This is a genomic window from Alsobacter metallidurans (assembly GCF_014636935.1).
GTDB classification, from domain to species: domain Bacteria; phylum Pseudomonadota; class Alphaproteobacteria; order Rhizobiales; family Beijerinckiaceae; genus Alsobacter; species Alsobacter metallidurans.
In genome coordinates, this window is sequence record NZ_BMES01000001.1 from 1,661,141 (window position 1) to 1,678,103 (window position 16,963).

Consider the following 16,963-nt stretch of genomic DNA (forward strand, 5'->3'; position numbering starts at 1 on the left):
CGGCTTGTTGGCGTCTGATCGACCTCACGCCTCCTCGTCTTCCTCGTCCTTGGGATCCACCGGCACGGCGTAGACGCCGTTGAGCCAGCGTGACAGGTCGAGGTCTGCGCAGCGCTTGGAGCAGAAGGGGCGGTACTTCAGTTCCGCCGGCTTTCCGCACATCGGGCAGGAACCCATGGTCTGCGGAGCGGGATCGTTGGCTGGCCTGGGCAGGCCGCCGGCGACGGTGTCGTCAGAATTCGCGTTGTCATCAGGCATATTTAAGGGTCAATCCGCCGTCCACGATGAGTTCGAGGCCGGTGACGTACCGGCTCTCGTCGCTGGCCAGGAACAGCGCCGCATTGGCGACGTCCCAGGCTTCGCCCTGGCGGCCCATCGGTACCTGCGACGCGCGCTTGCGCCACATTTCCTCGACGTCGCCGCCCGAATAGGTCGCCGCGAGCCCGGCCGAATGCGCCACCATGGGGGTCTTCATCAGGCCGGGCAGAACGGCGTTCACCCGGATGTTCTGGGCGGCGTACTGCACCGCAGTGGTTTTGGTGAGGTGATTTAAGGCCGCTTTAGAGGCGTAGTAGGACGCATAGGGCACCCCGGTCCAGCGCAGCGACGCCACCGACGAGATGTTGACGATGGAGCCGCCGCCCTGGCGCTCCATCACCGGAATCACGCGCTTCATGGTCAGGAAGGCGCTCTTGAGGTTCACCGCGAACACGCGGTCCCACTCGGCCTCCTCGAGCTCCACGACCCCTCCGACCTCCGCGATGCCGACATTGTTGTCGAGCACGTCGATTCGCCCGAAAGCGGCCAGCGCGGCTTCCACCATGGCGTCGATATCCGCCAGTTTGGTGACGTTGGCCTGCAGGGCGATAGCCTCGCCGCCCTCGGCTCGAATGAGCTCGGCCGTTTCTTCTGCCGCCGCCAGATTGATGTCGGCGCACACCACATGGGCGCCCTCGCGCGAGAAGGTCACGGCCGTCGCCTTGCCGTTGCCCCAGCCGGGCCCGATGGAGCCTGCACCCACCACGAGCGCTGTCTTGCCCTTGAGACGATCCACCATGGTTGATGCTCCCTAGACGGCGTTTAGCCAGGACATCTGCACCGGATAGCCCTCGCCGGTGAGCAGCGCCACCGTTTCATAAAGCGGCAACCCCACCACGCTTGAATAGGAACCGACCAGCTTGGTGACGAACGCGCCTGCGCGGCCCTGCACGGCGTAGCCACCGGCCTTGCCGCGCCACTCGCCAGAGGCCAGGTAGGCCTCAATGTCCTGCCGCGAAAGGTGCTTGAAGGAGACGCGGGTCTCGACGAGCCGCTCGCGGAACCCCTCTTTTGGGGTAACGACGCACAGGCCCGTGTAGACGCGATGCCCGCGCCCTGAGAGGAGCCGCAGGCACTGCGCGCCTTCCTCGACGTGCTCGGGCTTGGGCAGGATGCGGTTTCCGCGCGCCACCACGGTGTCAGCCGCCACGATAAAGGCGCCCTTGAGGTCGTCGCGGCTCTTCAGCACCGTCAGGGCCCGCTCGGCCTTCTCGCGTGCGAGCCGGCGCGCCAGCGCCTTGGGGCGCTCGCCCTTGATCGGGCTCTCGTCGAGGTCGCTGGGCAACAACGCATCAGGCTCGACGCCGATCTGCTGCAGCAACGCCAGACGGCGCGGCGAGGCGGACGCCAGCACGAGCTTGGGCCGCCAGTCTTTCGCCTCAGCCAAGGCCATCTCCGGTCTTTGTGCGGCTCCGGCCGCTTCGCGCCGGGACCGTAGGGCAATCATGATGGGTTGTGAACCGAGCCCCGGCGCACGGACGGAGCGCCAGCGTCTAGATCTCGCCGGCTTCCGGCGCGGGGGTCGGCTGCAGCGCCTTGCCGCGCGCCTCGGCCCGCTCGCGGGCCCGGTAGCGCGACACGCCGAGCGGTATCAGCGCCAGGTAGACCAGCGTGATCACGAGCAGCAGCAGGAAGGTGTGGATCACCAGCAAGGTGATGAACAGCGCCACCGCGAGCAGCAACGGGATCGCCCACTCGCGCGGCACGCGGCTGCCCAGCGTCTTGCCGGCGTAGGTCGGGATCCGGCTCACCATCATGAGCGCAATAAACAGCGCGTAGACGGCCTCGAGCACCACGAAGCCGGCGGGGCGGTCGATCCCGACGAGGTGGATGTAGATGGGCAGAAGCCCCGCCAGCGCGCCGGCCGGGGCCGGGATGCCGACAAAGAAGTTCTTCTGCCAATCCGGCCGCATCGGGTCGTCGATCATGACGTTGAAGCGCGCCAGCCGCAGGGCAGCCGCCATCGCGAAGGCGAGCGCCACCAGCCACCCCAAGGACGGGATGTTGTGCAGGCTGTAGGTGTAGAGAATCATCGCCGGCGCGACGCCGAAGCTGACAAAGTCCGCCAGCGAATCGAGCTCCGCGCCGAAGCGCGACGTGCCTTTCAGCAACCGCGCGATGCGCCCGTCGAGCCCGTCGAGCACGGCGGCGATCAGGATGAACACTACGGCTCGGTCGAGCTTGTCGTCACCCTCGATGGCCAGGCGCATGGCCGTGAGGCCGGCGCATAGCGACAACAGCGTCACAAGGTTCGGCAGGAGCACGCGCAGCGGCACCGGCTGGAACCGGCGGCGTCGCGGCTCGTCGCCGGGCTCATAGGGAGGAAACAGGTCCGTCATGCGCAGCACAGCATAGAGAACCGCCGACCGGAGGGGAAACGGGTTTCCACCACGGGGTCTGTCTCAGATCTTCGCGAAGCTGCGGGCCGGATCGGACATGCGCGCATCCGCCAGCACGGTTTCGCCCGCCACCGCCTTCTGGCCTTCACCGACCAGCGGACGCACGCCGTCCGGCAGATACACGTCGACCCGCGAACCGAAGCGGATGAGGCCGAAGCGCTCGCCCACCGCCAGCGTCTCGCCTTCCTTGACGAACGGCACGATGCGCCGCGCGATCAGGCCGGCGATTTGCACGACCCCGTAGCGGCCGCCCATGCTGTCGATCACCATGCCGCTGCGCTCGTTGTCGTCGCTCGCCTTGTGCAGTTCGGCGTTCAGGAACAGACCGGGACGGTAGACCATCCTGGAGATCCGCCCCGACACCGGCGCGCGGTTCACGTGGCAGTCGAACACGTTCATGAAGATGGACACGCGCGTCAGCGGCGTGTCGGACAGTCCGAGTTCGGCTGGCGGCACGCAGGCGACGATCTGCGAGACGTGCCCGTCGGCGGGCGAGATCACCAGCCCTTCGCGGACCGGCGTGGTGCGGACCGGATCACGGAAGAAGTAGGTGCACCACGCGGTGAGGATCCAGCCGATCCAGCCCAGCGGTCCCCAGATCCAGCCCAGGATCAGGGCCAGCACGGCGAAGCCGGCGATAAACGGCCAGCCCTCCCGATGGATCGGCGTGGCCTGGGCGCGGATGGAGTTCACGATCGACATGCGAAACGGCTTCCCTGTGATGCGCCGGCAGTTGTCACGCGCGGGCGCGCGCGGTCAAGTCGGAGCGGGGCCGCAGGGCGCGAGGAGCCCTCCCGCACGCCGGGCTTTGCAGCCGCGCAAGGCCGCGCCCCTGTCGTCTTGCGATTGAGCGCTTATCTTCAGCCTCAACGATGCGCGGAGCCTCCGCGCCCCCGCCCCGAGGACCCCCGCCATGCAGCTCACCGGCATCCACCATCTCACGGCCGTCACGGCCGACGCCAAGGGCAACCACGATTTCTATACCCGCGTGCTCGGCCTGCGGCTGGTGAAGAAGACCGTGAACCAGGACGACACCAGCGCCTACCACCTGTTCTACGCCGACGCCGAGGCGTCGCCCGGGACGGACATCACCTTCTTCGACTGGCCGGTCGGGCCCGAGCGGCGCGGCGCTCACAGCGTGTCGCGAACGGCGTTCCGGGTCAGCGGCGAGGAGAGCCTGCGCTGGTGGCTGGCGCGCTTCGACGAGCACGGCGTCACGCACGGCTCGCTGGAGCAGCTGGATGGACGCCTCACTCTCGAATTCGAGGACCCCGAGGGCCAGCGGCTCGCCCTGGTGGACGATGGCGGCGCTGGCCCGGCGCATCCGTGGGACCGCAGCCCGGTCCCGGCTACGCATCAGATCCGCGGGCTCGGCCCGATCACGCTCAGCGTGCCGGACGTTGAGCCCACCAAGCTGGTGTTGGAGCATGTGATGAACATGCGCCATGTCCGCCTCTACAAGCGCGGTTCGCACGCCGTGCACGTGTTCGAGATGGGCGAGGGCGGTCCCGCGGCCGAGCTGCACGTCGCCGAGCAGCCGGACCTGCCGGAAGCGCGCCAGGGGGCGGGCGGCGTCCACCATGTGGCGTTCCGCACGCCCGACGCCGAGCAGTACCAGGCCTGGGCGGCTCGGCTGCGCGAGTTGCGCATCCCGTCCAGCGGCCCGGTGGACCGGTTCTACTTCCAGAGCCTCTATTTCAGGGAGCCGAACGGCGTGCTGTTCGAGATCGCCACCGATGGGCCCGGCTTCGACTCCGACGAGCCCAAGGCTACGCTGGGCGAGAAGCTCGCCCTGCCGCCTTTCCTGGAGCCGCGCCGCGCCCGGATCGAGGCCGGCCTGAAGCCGCTCTAGGAGCCCGCGATGGACAAGATCTTCGCTGCCGTCGCGATGGTGGCCTGCCTGGCCCTAGTGGGCCGCGGCATGGGCATGCGCGCCATGCTGCTCTCCGCGGCGGCGGGGCTCATTCTCGTCGTCGCCGTGGTGGGGCTCGAAAGGGCAGGGGTCTTTTGACCGTGCCGCCTCACCCTGTGCCTCTCCCCTGATGGGGAGAGGCACGCGTAGACATGTCCGACTTAAGCCGGCCGCTTCTTTGCCGGCCGAAGCTCCAGCACAAGCAGCGAGCGGCCTGTGACCTGGTAGGCGTGGCCCAGCGGCAGGCGCTCCTCCTCGTCCTCGAACTCCGTGACGTTGGTGTCGACCAGCCGCCGCCAGTCGCGGCCGCCGGCCACCTCGGGCAGAACGAACTCCACAACGTCGTGGTGGGCGTTGAGGATCAGCATCAGGGTGCGGTCGCTGCCGCGCCTGCGGATGCCTGAGGGCTGCGCCCGGCCGTCCAGCACGACGCCGAAGCAGCGGGCGTTGCCGTCGTTCCAATGCTCGGGCGTCATCTCGTCGGCCGTGGGGGTGAGCCAGGTCACCTCCTTGATGTCCATCTCGGCGTTGTAGGCGCCGCTCAGGAAGCGGCCGCGCCGCAGCATGGGCTGCGACTGCCGGATGGCGATGATCTGGCGCACGAACTCGGTCAGCGCCTTGCCTTCCGGGGTGATCTTGTCCCAGTCGATCCAGCCGATCTCGTTGTCCTGGCAGTAGGCGTTGTTGTTGCCGTTCTGCGTGCGGGCGAATTCGTCGCCGGCCAGCAGCATCGGGGTGCCTTGCGAGAAGATGAGCGTGGCAAGCATGTTGCGCATCTGGCGGAAGCGCAGGTCCTTGATCTCGGCGTCGTCGGTCGGCCCTTCGACGCCATGGTTCCAGGACAGGTTGTCCGAGTGGCCGTCGCGGTTGTCCTCGCCGTTCGCCTCGTTGTGCTTGTCGTTGTAGGAGACAAGATCGTTGAGCGTGAAGCCGTCATGGGCGGTGATGAAGTTCACCGACGCCCAAGGCTTGCGGCCTCGCTTGTTGAAGAAGTCGGCCGAGCCCGTCATCCGTGCGGCGAGCTCCGGCAGCTTGCCTTCGTCGCCCTTCCAGTAAGCCCGGACGGTGTCGCGGTAGCGGTCGTTCCACTCCGCCCAGCCGGGCGAGAACCGCCCCACCTGGTAGCCGCCCGGGCCGCAATCCCACGGCTCGGCGATCAGCTTCACCTTGGCGAGCGTCGGGTCCTGCCGGCAGGCGTCCAGGAACCGGCCGTCTTCCTCAAACCCGTGCGGCTCGCGCCCCAGGATCGTCGCGAGGTCGAAGCGGAAGCCGTCGATGTGCATCTCCTCGGCCCAGTAGCGCAGGCTGTCGGTGACGAGTTGCAGCACCCGCGAGTTGGAAAGATTGACGGTGTTACCGGTGCCGGTGTCGTTGATGTAGTAGCGCTTGTCTGGCGCCAGCCGGTAGTAGGACGCGTTGTCGATGCCCTTGAACGACAGCGTTGGCCCGAGCTCGTTGCCTTCGGCCGTGTGGTTGTAGACCACGTCGAGGATCACCTCGACGCCGGCGTCATGGAAGTGCGCCACCATCTCCTTGATCTCGTTAACGAAAGGCGAAGCGAGATAGCGCGGGTGGGGCGCAAAAAAGCCGATGGAATTGTAGCCCCAGTAGTTCCGCATGCCTTTTTCGACAAGGTAGCTGTCGTCCACGAAGGCGTGGATCGGCAACAGCTCGACGGCGGTGACGCCCAGCCCGCGAATGTATTCGATCACCTCGTGCTGCATCATGCCCGAGAACGTGCCGCGCAGGTCGTCCGGCACGGCGGGGTGGCGCATCGTGAAGCCGCGCAGATGCGCCTCATAGATGATGGCGCGGTCCCAGGGCGACTGCGGCCGGCGCTGCGATCCCCACGTGAAGGCGGGGTCGATCACCCGGCACTTCGGCATGAACTTGGCGCTGTCGCGCTCGTCGAAGGAGAGATCCTTGTCCGGATGGTCCAGCGTGTAGCCGAACAGAGCCGGGTTCCAGGTCAGCTCGCCGTCGATCTGCTTGGCGTAGGGGTCCAGCAGCAGCTTGTTGGGGTTGAAGCGGTGTCCGGCCGTCGGCTCGTAGGGCCCGTGAACCCGGAAGGCGTAGACGGTGCCGGGACGCGCATCTGGCAGGTAGCCATGCCACACCTCGTCCGTGTATTCGGGAAGCTCGATGCGCTCGAGTTCGGTCTCGCCCGAGATGTCGAACAGGCACAGCTCCACCTTGGTGGCGTTGGCCGAAAACAGAGCGAAGTTTACCCCCAGCCCATCCCAGTTCGCGCCCAGCGGGAACGGCTGCCCCTCCCTCACGCGGGACTTCTTCATCACCTGCGGCGCAGCCTGCGACTGCGCCGTCGCCGGCTTGGGGCTTTCCATGTTCATCGTGGCCTCGGTCGGGGGGAGGGAAAATCGTGTCGCTCAACGCGCCAGAAGGCGAGAAGCTCCACGCTTCGGCCACGTTTCGGCGCCTGCTCGCGCAGGCCGGTGGCCCGCCGGTCACGGCCGTGGTAGCGCTGGTGCTGCGTCGCAACCTGACGGGCGGATTCGCCTCCGCGCCGATGGCCAGAAAACAGAGACTGCTGCGCCACAATGAACGATGCATCGCCGAGACTGCCGCCGGGTGTTCGGATCTACGCCGTGGGCGACATCCATGGCAGGGCCGACCTTCTGGACCTGATGCTGGCCTTCATTGACGACGATCGCCGGCGCCGGCCCGTCGGGCAGGCGATTGAGATCTTCCTTGGCGACTATGTGGACCGTGGCTCCGACAGCCGAGGCGTCATCGATCGCCTGATCCAGCGCGTCGTCCGTGTTGGAGCCGTCTGCCTCAAGGGCAACCACGAACAGATGATGGAGCGGGCGCTCGTAGACGCGGAGGCCTTCGCGTTCTGGCTGGGGGTCGGCGGACTCGAAACCACGCGGTCCTATGGCGCGCCTGCCGGCCGGGGCCGCGACCGCGGGCAGCGGCAGTTCGCCCACGCGGTCCCGAGCGAGCATCTCGACTTTCTGGCCTCGTTGCGGCCGTCCATGACCGTCGGCGGCTATTTCTTCGCCCATGCGGGCGTGGCGCCCGGGACACCGTTGGCGTCACAGACCAGTCGCGACCTTCTCTGGATCCGCGACGCGTTTCTTTATTCGGACGAGGACTTCGGAAAAGTCGTCGTTCACGGCCATTCGCCCGCGCCGACGCCGGAGCGCCGTCGCAACCGGATCAATGTCGACACTGGCGCGTATTTCTCGCACCGGCTGTCCTGCGCGGTTCTGGAGGGCGACGGCGTCGTGTTTCGCAGCACCTGACCGGCGCTGCGAACGGCTCAGTACCGCGCCGAAATCACCGCCGGATAGTAATGGGGGCGGCCGACCGGCAAAGGATGGTTGTAGAGCACGCCCGCGTGGTTGATCACCGGAATCGCGACGTAACGCGCGCGAATGCGGTAGTCCGGATAGACCGGCGGCGCGGGCTCGTAGAGCACGAGCGCCTCATCGGGACCGGTGACCGGCACGCGTCCATAGAAGGGGTCGCCCGCCTGCGCCGCCCCGCCCAGGGCGACGATCGCGGTCGCACAAATACCCACTCCGACACCAAACCTCATCGCGATTTTCCCTCGCCAGCTCGACCGCACCTGCGTCGATCATGCGTGCGAGAACGTGAGGGCGGAATGAAAGTCGCAGCCAACCGACCGGCAAGCTGCCGAATTGGTGAACGGAAACTAACAAAGGCGTGTGGGGGCGGCTGGCCTCAGGCGGCGTTGCGCGTCGCGTGATCAAGCTGCGCAAAGGAGCGCAGCGAAGCGATGTCGCGCACCAGCACCTCCTTGCGTCGAACCTCGACGCCATAGTCCTTCAACTGAATGAAGCCCTTGGCGAGATGCTCCGGCGTTGTGCCGATATAGCTGGCGAGAAGTTGCTTGGAGATCGGCAGCTTCACCCAGGATCCGAGTCGCTCGGGTTGCGTGGTTTCGGCGAGCCATCGCGCCAGCCGTTCGGCCGCGCTACGCAGCTTCTGGTCGGCGAGCGCCGCCTGCGCCCGGCCCACCTGCCGCACGATCATGCTGGTGACCTCCCGCGCGAAGGATGGCTCCCGGTCGTAGAGCGCCCGAAGCGTGTCCACCGGGATCACCAGCAGCCGCGTCCTCGCACAGGTGCGGACCGCGTGGGGGGAAGTCTCGTCGCCCAATGCCGACCACAGCCCGAGCAGCGAGCCTGGGCCGTGCAACTCGACCGTGCTCTCGCGTTGGCCAGTCGTCACCACGGTTTCGACCCGCCCTTCCAGCACGCCATAGACGAAGCGGGGAGTCGAGCCCTGTTCGCTCACCACGACCCCGGGGGGAAACACCTGGGGAAACGCTCCCCCAAAGGCTGCTACGGCCGCGGAGCCGGACATGGGAAACAACGAGTCGATCATTTCGGCCACAGACGATTCGGACAGGGCGCTCAATGCTTTGGTCCCCAAGGGTGGATCGAGTCCGGACAACATACCAAACAAATATCAATATAAAAATATAACTTTAACAAGTGGTGCCGTGTGGGCGCCCTCGGTCTGACTCTGGCCTCTCCACTGACCAGACGACATAGGCCGAGCGGCATTGTAGCCAAAAGGGGGCGATAATGGGCTCCCGCAAGTCGTTTTGGCCCTGATTACCAGTAACGCGAGGCGTCGGCGAAGCCCTGAGTGGCCCATCCCGGCCCTGCTGCGTTCGATGCAGAAATGCAACAACGACTTCCAATCGCAGGGAGAAACCCGCGTTAGATTGGGTTTGGAGTTGTTGCAACCATAGGTCGTGCTACTTTCCGACTCGCTCGACCGAGAGGGGGGCTTCCTCTCTGAGCACGAACCTGGAGCGGCGCTCGGCAAGTCTAGATCTTGCCAAATGCTGGCCAAAAAAATCGAGACCTCCGCTCTGCGTGTGGTTTCGCCGATAGACCTTCGATCACGGCGTACCCGTACAGGGTGGAAGCCAAGGAGCTGAAAATGAACATCAAGACGAGGCTGCTGATGGCCACGGCGGCGGGCATCGCCACCGTGTCCGGCGCTCAGGCTGCCGATCTGCCGTCCAAGAAGGCCGCGCCGGTCGAGTACGTTCGCGTTTGCTCGACCTTCGGAGCTGGCTTCTTCTACATCCCGGGCACCGACACCTGCATTCGCATCGGTGGCCGCGCTCGCTTCGAGTACCAGTACGGCGAGCCCTTCGCCCGCAACGACGCCACGACCGGCTCGCGCACGACCGGCCGTATCTACGTCGACGCCCGCACGGCCACCGAATACGGCCTGCTCCGCGCCTACGTTCGCTACGACATCTCGCGTCGTATCGGCCAGATCTACTCTGGTTCGGCCATCCGCGTCGGCACCGCCTTCACGGGCACGGGCGTTGATTACGCCGGCCAGGCTCAGACCCAGGTTGACCTCAACCGCGCCTTCGTTCAGTTCGGCGGCCTGACCGCTGGTCGTACGCAGTCGTTCTTCGACTTCTACGGCGGCGACCTCGAATACGTCGGCACGACCGCTGGTTCGTCGCTGACCACCAACCTCCTCGCCTACACGGCTTCGTTCGGCGGCGGCTTCTCGGCCACCCTGTCGCTCGAAGACGCGCAGGAGCGTCGCTCGGGCCTGAACACCGGCAACGCGCTGCTCCCGGGCGGCACGCTGGTCGGCACCTACGCGTATACCGGCGACTCGATCCCGGATGTTGTCGCGAACCTCCGCGTCGACCAGGCTTGGGGCTCGGTGCAGCTCTCGGGCGCGCTTCACCAGATCCGCGTCGGTAACTACGCCGCTTTCGGTGGCCTTACCCCTTCGGCCAATGCTCCTGACTCGGAGTACGGCTGGGCTGTGAACCTCGGCACCAAGATCAACCTGCCGATGCTCGCCCCCGGCGACACCCTGTACCTGCAGGGCACGTACACCAAGGGCGCTCCGTCCTACATCCTGTCGAACCCCTTCGGTCTCGGCAAGACGGCGTGGAACTTCGGCGGCACGGGCGCGATCATCCCTGACGCTTACCTCGTGGGCACCGGCGCGATTAACGGCATCGCCACCTACGACATCGAGAAGCCGGCTGTCTGGGGCCTCACGGCCGCCATGCTGCACTACTGGACCCCGACCATCCGTCAGGCGTTCATGGCTTCGTACATCAAGAGCGATGCTCCGGGCTCGACCTACGCCGCCTTCGGCACCGCCGCTGGCGTCGGCGCCGGGACCGCGTTCTCGAACCGCGCTCGCGACCTGACCTACTGGACCCTGGGCACCAACGTGACCTGGTCGCCGATCAAGGATCTCGACATCGGCGCCGAGGTCAACTACATCCACGCCAACGTCAGCAACGGCCTGAGCCAGACCTTCGTTGGTTCTGACCCGATCGCTCGTTCGGTCAAGAACGACTCGGTGTGGAACACCCGCCTGAAGATCCAGCGCGACTTCTGATCCGTCCTCCAGGACTGGTCTGGGACCCCGGCGTTCGCGCCGGGGTCTTTTCGTTTGAGCCGTACGACGAGCGCGCCCCGTCGAGAATGGCGGAGATCCACCGCGCGTGCATGAGACACGCCGGCTGCGGCAGTGTCGTTCTGGCGGAGCTGATTTTGACCCGCGGGTCCGGTCAGGCTGCGGCAGGTTCGCGCTGCGCCAGGACGGCGACCTCGCGCAGGAAGCGCTCAACCGATCGCTCGCCCGAGCCGATGCGAATGCGGGTCGTGATCGCGTCGTAGGAGCCCTCGGAGAAAAGGCGCTGCGTCGCGTCCGCAAGCGCCTCCCCGTCGACCCGCGCGGCCACAATGCCTGTGGCCCCGTCCTGCACCTGCTCGGTGAGGCCACCGACGGGCGTCGTGACAATCGGCAACCCGGCCCCGAACGCCACCGCGGCTACGCCGGATTGGCTTGCTTCGGTGTGCGACAGCATCACGGCGTCGAAGCGCGGCAAGATGGCGGCGATCTCGTCGTCGCCGAGCCAACGGTTTACCAGTTCGCCGCCAAGCCGCTCGATGCGCGTCGCCTCCGCGCCTACAGAACCCTCGCCGAACACGCCGAATTCCACTGCTTCCCCGCGACGCCTCAGCGCCTCGACGGCGTCAAGAAACAACGGCAGGCCCTTGTAGGGCAGGATGCGCCCGAGAAAGAGCAGCCGCACTGGTGCGCCTGGGCGCCGCGCCCGGACAGCGGGTTCGCTCACGAGCGTCAGGTCGGGATGAAACAGCGTCGTGATCTTGGCCGCCGGCGCCCGGCCTGCGTCGATCAGGCGTTTCGCAACGGCCTGGCTCAGCGTGACCACATGATCGGCCAGCGGCACGCAGAGGTTCATGATGACGTTCGCCGCGCTGGTCGGATCGCCGGGATGCGCCTGCGCGTCGTGCACCACCGTGATGTAGCGCGCGCCCGCACGGCGCACCGCCGGCATCGCGAGCGGCGACCAGACATGGGGCATCAGCTCGAAGACGGCGTCGATCCTCTCGCGTTGAACCAGGGCTGCAAGTTGCTGGCGGATCGCGAACGCCCGCCACAGAGCCGCGGCCCCGGCGCCGCGCCCGAACGTCTCGGCGGGCTGGAGCCGCGGCCCAAGCTGTTTGAACCGGTCGAAGATCTCGTTCTGGCGAGACACGCTCACATAGGCGTCGATGCCGGGGGACCTTTGCGCCGCCCGCCCGAGCTCGAGGGCAAGGTTGGAGATCGGCCCGCGCCGACCCCAGTAGGTGAACAGGACGCGCGGCGCGCTCACGCAGCGGCTCCGCCGAAATCGCGCAGGGCGCGCACGATCTCGGCGACGGTGCGCTCGGCCGAGCGGCCGTCCAGCGGCTCGAGATGCTCGGCGCGCAGCAGCGCGCGCTCGGCGGCGTCGCGGGCGGGATCCGCCAGATAGGCAGCAATCGCTGCGCCAAGTTCGTCGATGCTCGTCACCTTGCGGACGCCGCCGGTGGCCATCACGGCCGCGTAATGCTCCATGTCGTAGCGCCGGGAAGGCCGGTCGTGGAAGGGCAGGCTCACGTCCTCGAACGCCACCGCGATGGCGGGGGTGTCGAGCGCGACCGCGTCCAGCGAGATGGTGCCGGCGGAGGACACCACGCAGGCGGCGTGCCGCACGAGGTTGGCGAGGCCGGCGAGGTCGCCCATGCCGGGCTTCTCCACCACGACGTCGGGTCGCTTCTCCAGATCGCCGAACCGCTCAGCCGCCTGGGTCTCGTTGGGGTGGCAGCGAATCCACAGCGTCACGTCCGGCCCAAACATCCCGCGCGCATTGGCGTCGGCGATCCAGCGGCACATGGCGGGCTCGTGCGGGCCGAGCCTCTCCGTGTAGGCGCCAACCAGGATATAACGCCGCCCGGGGGGCAGGCCGACCTGCCGCAGAAACGCGTCGCGCTCGAGCAGTGCGTCAGGCCGTGCGTAGACGTCCATCTGCGGCCAGCCGACGACGACGCAGTCGTCGGCCGAAAAGCCATGATGCTCAGTGAGGTCGCGCACGACGTTGCGGCTTTGCGCGAGCATGCGGCGGATGCCTGGGACCAGCGGCCCCTTGGTGGTGGGCTGGTCCCAACTGCCGTTCACGCCCAGGATGGGCACGCCGCGGCGCATGGCTTCCAGCACGTAAGGGGCGACGAAATGGTTCTGGCAATGCGCCAGCACCACCATGTTGGGCGTCTCTCGGTCGAAAAGCTCCACCGCGCGCGGGTGCCGCTGCCAGCCTGCCCAGTAGAGCCGGCCGAGCCCTTCCAGCAGACCGCGTGAGCGCGGGAACGGCTTGTCGAGGAACCGCAGCACCGGCAGCCCCTCGCGCAAGGCGGGCTTGCGCATCGCCCAGGACTGCGCGAGCCGGTCCTGGTGGCCCTTGAAGCCGCGCACCGCATTGAACCGGTGCGTGAGCACGAGATGCAGGCCGTAGCCGGCCGTCAGCAGCGCTTCGGCGGCGCGCTCGCGCCAATTTCGCGGCGCGCGCAGGAAGCGCACCATTGGCTCATGCGTGATCTGCTGCCCGAGGGCGGCGAGCCGCGCCGCGTCCCCGTCGTTGCGGGTCGCCAGGATGGTGCGCAGGCCCGGCTCCTCGGCCAGCCGACGCGCCACGTCGGTCGCCACCATGTTGCGCGTGATCATGTCGAAGGGCGAAAGAACCAGAATGGTCGCCGGCGGGCTCATGCGCGCTCCCCGGCCAGCGTCGCGGCCGCGAGCGGGAACACGGCCTCGGCCAGCATCAGGTCCTCGGCGGTGTCGATGTCGATCGACCGAAACGCATGCATGGGCAGCGCGCGGATGTGCGGGCCGTAAAGTTCGCCGCCCATCAGGGTCGCCGTCCGGGAAAGCAGGATGGCGGGCCCGTTGCGGGCGAACAGCCGCTCCTTGTCCTGCCGGCGGAACCTGCGCGCTTCGGGCGGCGCGCAGAACTCCAGGCGTCCGTCGCTGGTTTCCTGCATCAGCGAGGTCGGCGAGAACGGGTGGGGGACCGGCACGACCGACACGATCGTGTCGGCGCCGGTCTGCGTCATGAGCGCGATCGCCCGCGCGATGTCAGCGGCGGCCCGAAGCGGGGAGGTGGGCTGGAGGTAAGCGACGGCGTCGAAGACGTCGCCCTCAGCCGCCAACGTCTCGATCGCGTGAACGATCACCGGGAGCGCCGGCGTCGCGTCCTCGGCCAGCGCGGCGGGCCGCAGGAAGGGCGTCTCGGCCCCGGCGAGCCTCCCGGCTTCCGCGATGGCGGCGTCATCGGTGGAAAGCACCGTGCGGCTCACAGCCGGGCACGCCAGCGCAGCCTGGATCGTCCAGTCCAGCAGTGGACGGCCGGCCATCAGGGCCAGGTTCTTGCCCGGAAACCCCTTGGAGCCGCCGCGGGCTGGAATGAGCGCCAGAACGCGCATGGGGCTCCTCTTGGCCGGTATCGCGCCTTAGTAGGTGATCACCTTGTTGGTGCCAATCGTCTCGGTGGCGAGCAGGTCCGCAACCTTCGGACCGGCCGTCCCGTCGCCGTAGATCGGCTCGAACGCGAAACGCCCGTGGCTGATGCGGTCGCGGACGGCGTGCAGGATCTCGTCCTTCTCGTACCCCGAATCGATCACGTTGCGCCCGCGCTCGCGGTCGGTCTGTCGCGAGCCGACATTCACGGCCGGCGTGCCGATGAACGCGCCTTCACGGATGGCGCTCGACGAGTTGCCGACCAGGCAGGACGTCCGCGCCATCAGCGGGATGTAGACCTCGGGCGGGAGGTTCTTGACGTAGCGGAAGGGCGCGTCCGGGTTGCGCTCGCGGTATTTGCGGATGCCGCGCGACACGTCCTCGGAGCCTGCATCTGAATTCGGCCAGAGCACCACAGCCGGCAGCCCGGTCTCGCGCACGGCCGCCAGGGTGGCGCTGATCTGCGCTTCGCCGGATCCGTACTCGCCGGTTACGGGGTGCTGCGACACCAGCACGAAGGGTTCGCGCGAGCGGATGCTGACGCCCACACCTTCGCCCCCGAGATAATGATCCACCTCGGGGTCCTGCTGCAGGATCTCGGCGACGATGTCCATGCGCGGGCAGCCCACGTTGTGGACGATCTCGGGCCGCTCCCCGAGCTTGATGATGCGCTGGCGCGCGTCCTCGGAGGCCGGGAAATGGATGTTGGCGAACTTGGTGATCGCGTGCCGGATGTTTTCGTCGATGTTGCCCGACACCTCGCCGCCCATCGTATGGGCGAGCGGGATGTTCATGTAGGCGGCCGCAAGCGTGGTCGCCATGGTCTCGAAGCGGTCGCCGACCGTGAGCACCACGTCGGGCTTCAGCGCCTCGAACACGGTCGGCAGCTCGATCAACCCGAGCCCCGTGGACTTCGCCATGGTGACGGGCGTCTCGCCTTCCACCAGCATGAAAATCCTGGCCGCGGCCTTGAAGCCGTCGCGCTCCATGATGTCGACGACGGCGCCGTAGCGGTCCAGCAGCGCGGATGCGCCGGCTACCAGCTGCAGCTCGAGGTCCGGATGAGCCTGTACGGCCCGCATCACGGCCTTGATGGAGGAGTAGTTCGCGCGCGATCCGACGACCACGCAGATTTTTCTCTTGGGCAAGGAAGCGCTCCCATGCGGCAGCCCGGCTGCGCGCGACAAGGACACGGCGGCTCAGCCGAACGGCGATCCGCAGCGTGGGCGGGAGTACCACCCCAGCGTGCGGGTGTCGAGATCGGGAGAACCCTGGAGTCCGCAACGGCTGAACGGCGCAGAACGCCCGCTCCCTTAAGGGGGAGGGTCGCCACGCAGCGGCGGGGTGGGGTGCTGGGCGTTCGCCAGTTCGGCGACGGTGCGCACGGCCCCGGCGACACCCCACCCCGCCGGGCTTCGCCCGTCGACCCTCCCCCTCAAGGGGAGGGTGCTCGTCGCTTCGCTTCTCGCGAGGCTGGAGGGGGGCGTTCAGCCTGGAAGCGCCGGCTCCATGTCGTCGGGCCGAAGCAGCGTGTCGGCCGCGATGGGGCCGCGGGCGCGGCGGCCGATCACATCGCCGAGGCGCGCCGCCGGGATGCCGTCTCCGGGTTTCTTCACCGTGACCATCTCGGCAGTGATCGTCGCACCGGCCGCGATGTCGACGCGCGCCACCACGCTCTTCTCGAAGATCTGCTTCATCGACCGGTAGGGATCGAGGTCGTTCTTCTCCACCCGCGAGGCGAGCATTTCCGAGATCGCCCGCACGCCCTTCACCAGGTCCGCGAACTGCGGCGGCTCGGCCGAGTGTGGCGCATCGGAGCCGTACATCGCCCGGCTGAAGGTGAGGTGCTTCTCTACCGCCACAGCGCCCAGCGCGACGGCGGCGAAGATCGCGTGGTTGTCGAGCGTGTGGTCCGAGTAGCCGACCGGCATGCCCCAGCGCGCCTGCATTTCGCCTAGAACGTTCAGGCCGACGCGGTCGTTGGCGGTTGGGTAGGCCGAGGTGCACTGCATCGGCGTGAGCTTGTCGTGGCGCTTCAGGATTGTCTCGACCGCCCGGTCCATCTCGCGCCAGTCGCTCATGCCCGAAGACAGGAGCACCGGCTTTCCGGTCTGCGCCACGACCTCCAGCATCGGGATGTTGGTCACCTCGCCGGACGGGATCTTGTAGCGGCTGACCCCGATGCGCTCCAGGAGCTCCACAGCCTCCACCGAGAACGGCGAGGACAGGAACTCCAGCCCGCGCTCGTCCGCCTTCGCCTTCAGAAGGCTCCACTGTTCGAGCCGAAAACCCGTGCGCTCGAAATATTCGAAGCGCGGCTCGCCCTTGAAGTAGGGCGGCATCGGCGCGTTGCGGGTGGTCTCCGCCGCCGCGATATGGGTCTGGAACTTGATGCAGCTCGCGCCGAGATCGGCCGCGAGGTCGATCAGCTTGCCGGCGTTGCCGAAGGACCCGTCATGCACGGAGCCCACTTCGGCGATGATGAAGACGTCGCTCACGG

At 67.5% G+C, this 16,963-nt stretch carries 17 protein-coding genes; 4 read left to right on the forward strand and 13 right to left on the reverse strand.

The features are described 5' to 3' along the window. Positions 1 to 24: 24 nt before the first annotated feature. The 5 genes from IEV99_RS07590 to IEV99_RS07610 form a co-directional block, all read right to left on the reverse strand. Positions 25 to 258 (reverse strand): DNA gyrase inhibitor YacG, encoded by a 234-nt coding sequence (locus tag IEV99_RS07590; protein WP_308469357.1) that lies wholly within the window; start codon positions 256 to 258, stop codon positions 25 to 27. After that, entirely contained in the window at positions 251 to 1,054 is an 804-nt protein-coding gene (locus IEV99_RS07595) for an SDR family NAD(P)-dependent oxidoreductase (protein ID WP_188517694.1), read from the reverse strand. Before IEV99_RS07595 ends, IEV99_RS07590 begins: the two co-directional genes overlap by 8 nt. Before the next feature lie 15 nt (positions 1,055 to 1,069). Next, complete coding sequence (locus IEV99_RS07600; protein WP_188517059.1) at positions 1,070 to 1,711, reverse strand: Maf-like protein; 642 nt, start codon at positions 1,709 to 1,711, stop codon at positions 1,070 to 1,072. 100 nt (positions 1,712 to 1,811) lie between these two features. Next, positions 1,812 to 2,657 carry a CDP-diacylglycerol--serine O-phosphatidyltransferase gene (gene pssA, locus IEV99_RS07605; protein WP_188517060.1) on the reverse strand — a complete coding sequence of 282 codons (846 nt, stop codon included), beginning with the start codon at positions 2,655 to 2,657 and terminating at the stop codon, positions 1,812 to 1,814. A 63-nt stretch (positions 2,658 to 2,720) separates the two neighbouring features. Continuing rightward, a complete protein-coding gene (locus tag IEV99_RS07610) occupies positions 2,721 to 3,419 on the reverse strand; it encodes a phosphatidylserine decarboxylase (protein WP_188517061.1) in 699 nt (232 codons plus the stop codon). 211 nt (positions 3,420 to 3,630) lie between these two features. Here IEV99_RS07610 and IEV99_RS07615 point away from each other — a divergent pair, with 211 nt between their 5' ends. Both IEV99_RS07615 and IEV99_RS07620 read left to right on the forward strand, forming a co-directional pair. Beyond that, positions 3,631 to 4,569, forward strand: coding sequence for a ring-cleaving dioxygenase (locus IEV99_RS07615; protein WP_188517062.1), 939 nt, complete (start codon positions 3,631 to 3,633; stop codon positions 4,567 to 4,569). A 9-nt stretch (positions 4,570 to 4,578) separates the two neighbouring features. Continuing rightward, positions 4,579 to 4,728, forward strand: a complete 150-nt coding sequence (locus tag IEV99_RS07620) for a hypothetical protein (protein WP_188517063.1) — start codon at positions 4,579 to 4,581, stop codon at positions 4,726 to 4,728. A 62-nt stretch (positions 4,729 to 4,790) separates the two neighbouring features. Here IEV99_RS07620 and glgX read toward each other — a convergent pair whose 3' ends face one another. Further along, on the reverse strand, positions 4,791 to 6,974 hold the full coding sequence (glgX, locus tag IEV99_RS07625) for a glycogen debranching protein GlgX (protein WP_371875782.1): 2,184 nt from the start codon (positions 6,972 to 6,974) through the stop codon (positions 4,791 to 4,793). A gap of 261 nt (positions 6,975 to 7,235) precedes the next feature. Here glgX and IEV99_RS07630 point away from each other — a divergent pair, with 261 nt between their 5' ends. Then, positions 7,236 to 7,895 (forward strand): metallophosphoesterase family protein, encoded by a 660-nt coding sequence (locus IEV99_RS07630; RefSeq protein WP_244643655.1) that lies wholly within the window; start codon positions 7,236 to 7,238, stop codon positions 7,893 to 7,895. 17 nt (positions 7,896 to 7,912) lie between these two features. Here the strand turns inward: IEV99_RS07630 and IEV99_RS07635 are convergent, their stop codons facing one another. Together IEV99_RS07635 and IEV99_RS07640 are read right to left on the reverse strand one after the other, a co-directional pair. Next, entirely contained in the window at positions 7,913 to 8,191 is a 279-nt protein-coding gene (locus tag IEV99_RS07635; protein WP_188517066.1) for a hypothetical protein, read from the reverse strand. Between the two features lie 146 nt (positions 8,192 to 8,337). After that, complete coding sequence (locus IEV99_RS07640) at positions 8,338 to 8,934, reverse strand: cyclic nucleotide-binding domain-containing protein (protein WP_188517067.1); 597 nt, start codon at positions 8,932 to 8,934, stop codon at positions 8,338 to 8,340. A gap of 636 nt (positions 8,935 to 9,570) precedes the next feature. Here IEV99_RS07640 and IEV99_RS07645 point away from each other — a divergent pair. Beyond that, a complete protein-coding gene (locus tag IEV99_RS07645; protein ID WP_188517068.1) occupies positions 9,571 to 11,019 on the forward strand; it encodes a porin in 1,449 nt (482 codons plus the stop codon). 172 nt (positions 11,020 to 11,191) lie between these two features. Here the strand turns inward: IEV99_RS07645 and IEV99_RS07650 are convergent, their stop codons facing one another. The 5 genes from IEV99_RS07650 to IEV99_RS07670 form a co-directional block, all read right to left on the reverse strand. Further along, positions 11,192 to 12,304 carry a glycosyltransferase family 4 protein gene (locus IEV99_RS07650; protein ID WP_188517069.1) on the reverse strand — a complete coding sequence of 371 codons (1,113 nt, stop codon included), beginning with the start codon at positions 12,302 to 12,304 and terminating at the stop codon, positions 11,192 to 11,194. Further along, positions 12,301 to 13,713 (reverse strand): CDP-glycerol glycerophosphotransferase family protein, encoded by a 1,413-nt coding sequence (locus IEV99_RS07655; protein WP_188517070.1) that lies wholly within the window; start codon positions 13,711 to 13,713, stop codon positions 12,301 to 12,303. The genes IEV99_RS07650 and IEV99_RS07655 overlap by 4 nt, the downstream gene beginning before the upstream one ends. Next, on the reverse strand, positions 13,710 to 14,429 hold the full coding sequence (locus IEV99_RS07660; RefSeq protein ID WP_188517071.1) for an acylneuraminate cytidylyltransferase family protein: 720 nt from the start codon (positions 14,427 to 14,429) through the stop codon (positions 13,710 to 13,712). The genes IEV99_RS07655 and IEV99_RS07660 overlap by 4 nt, the downstream gene beginning before the upstream one ends. Before the next feature lie 27 nt (positions 14,430 to 14,456). Then, on the reverse strand, positions 14,457 to 15,611 hold the full coding sequence (gene neuC / locus IEV99_RS07665; protein ID WP_188517072.1) for a UDP-N-acetylglucosamine 2-epimerase: 1,155 nt from the start codon (positions 15,609 to 15,611) through the stop codon (positions 14,457 to 14,459). A 339-nt stretch (positions 15,612 to 15,950) separates the two neighbouring features. Further along, entirely contained in the window at positions 15,951 to 16,961 is a 1,011-nt protein-coding gene (locus IEV99_RS07670; RefSeq protein ID WP_188517073.1) for an N-acetylneuraminate synthase family protein, read from the reverse strand. Between the last annotated feature and the right edge of the window lie 2 nt (positions 16,962 to 16,963).

Bases quoted from the DNA above. Each gene is read 5' to 3' on its own strand.
- IEV99_RS07615 (WP_188517062.1), top strand. From the start codon at position 3,631: ATGCAGCTCACCGGCATCCACCATCTCACGGCCGTCACGGCCGACGCC.
- IEV99_RS07590 (WP_308469357.1), bottom strand. From the start codon at position 258: ATGCCTGATGACAACGCGAATTCTGACGACACCGTCGCCGGCGGCCTG.
- IEV99_RS07635 (WP_188517066.1), bottom strand. From the start codon at position 8,191: ATGAGGTTTGGTGTCGGAGTGGGTATTTGTGCGACCGCGATCGTCGCC.
- IEV99_RS07610 (WP_188517061.1), bottom strand. From the start codon at position 3,419: ATGTCGATCGTGAACTCCATCCGCGCCCAGGCCACGCCGATCCATCGG.
- glgX (WP_371875782.1), bottom strand. From the start codon at position 6,974: ATGGAAAGCCCCAAGCCGGCGACGGCGCAGTCGCAGGCTGCGCCGCAG.
- IEV99_RS07655 (WP_188517070.1), bottom strand. From the start codon at position 13,713: ATGAGCCCGCCGGCGACCATTCTGGTTCTTTCGCCCTTCGACATGATC.
- IEV99_RS07600 (WP_188517059.1), bottom strand. From the start codon at position 1,711: ATGGCCTTGGCTGAGGCGAAAGACTGGCGGCCCAAGCTCGTGCTGGCG.
- pssA (WP_188517060.1), bottom strand. From the start codon at position 2,657: ATGACGGACCTGTTTCCTCCCTATGAGCCCGGCGACGAGCCGCGACGC.
- IEV99_RS07620 (WP_188517063.1), top strand. From the start codon at position 4,579: ATGGACAAGATCTTCGCTGCCGTCGCGATGGTGGCCTGCCTGGCCCTA.
- IEV99_RS07660 (WP_188517071.1), bottom strand. From the start codon at position 14,429: ATGCGCGTTCTGGCGCTCATTCCAGCCCGCGGCGGCTCCAAGGGGTTT.
- IEV99_RS07645 (WP_188517068.1), top strand. From the start codon at position 9,571: ATGAACATCAAGACGAGGCTGCTGATGGCCACGGCGGCGGGCATCGCC.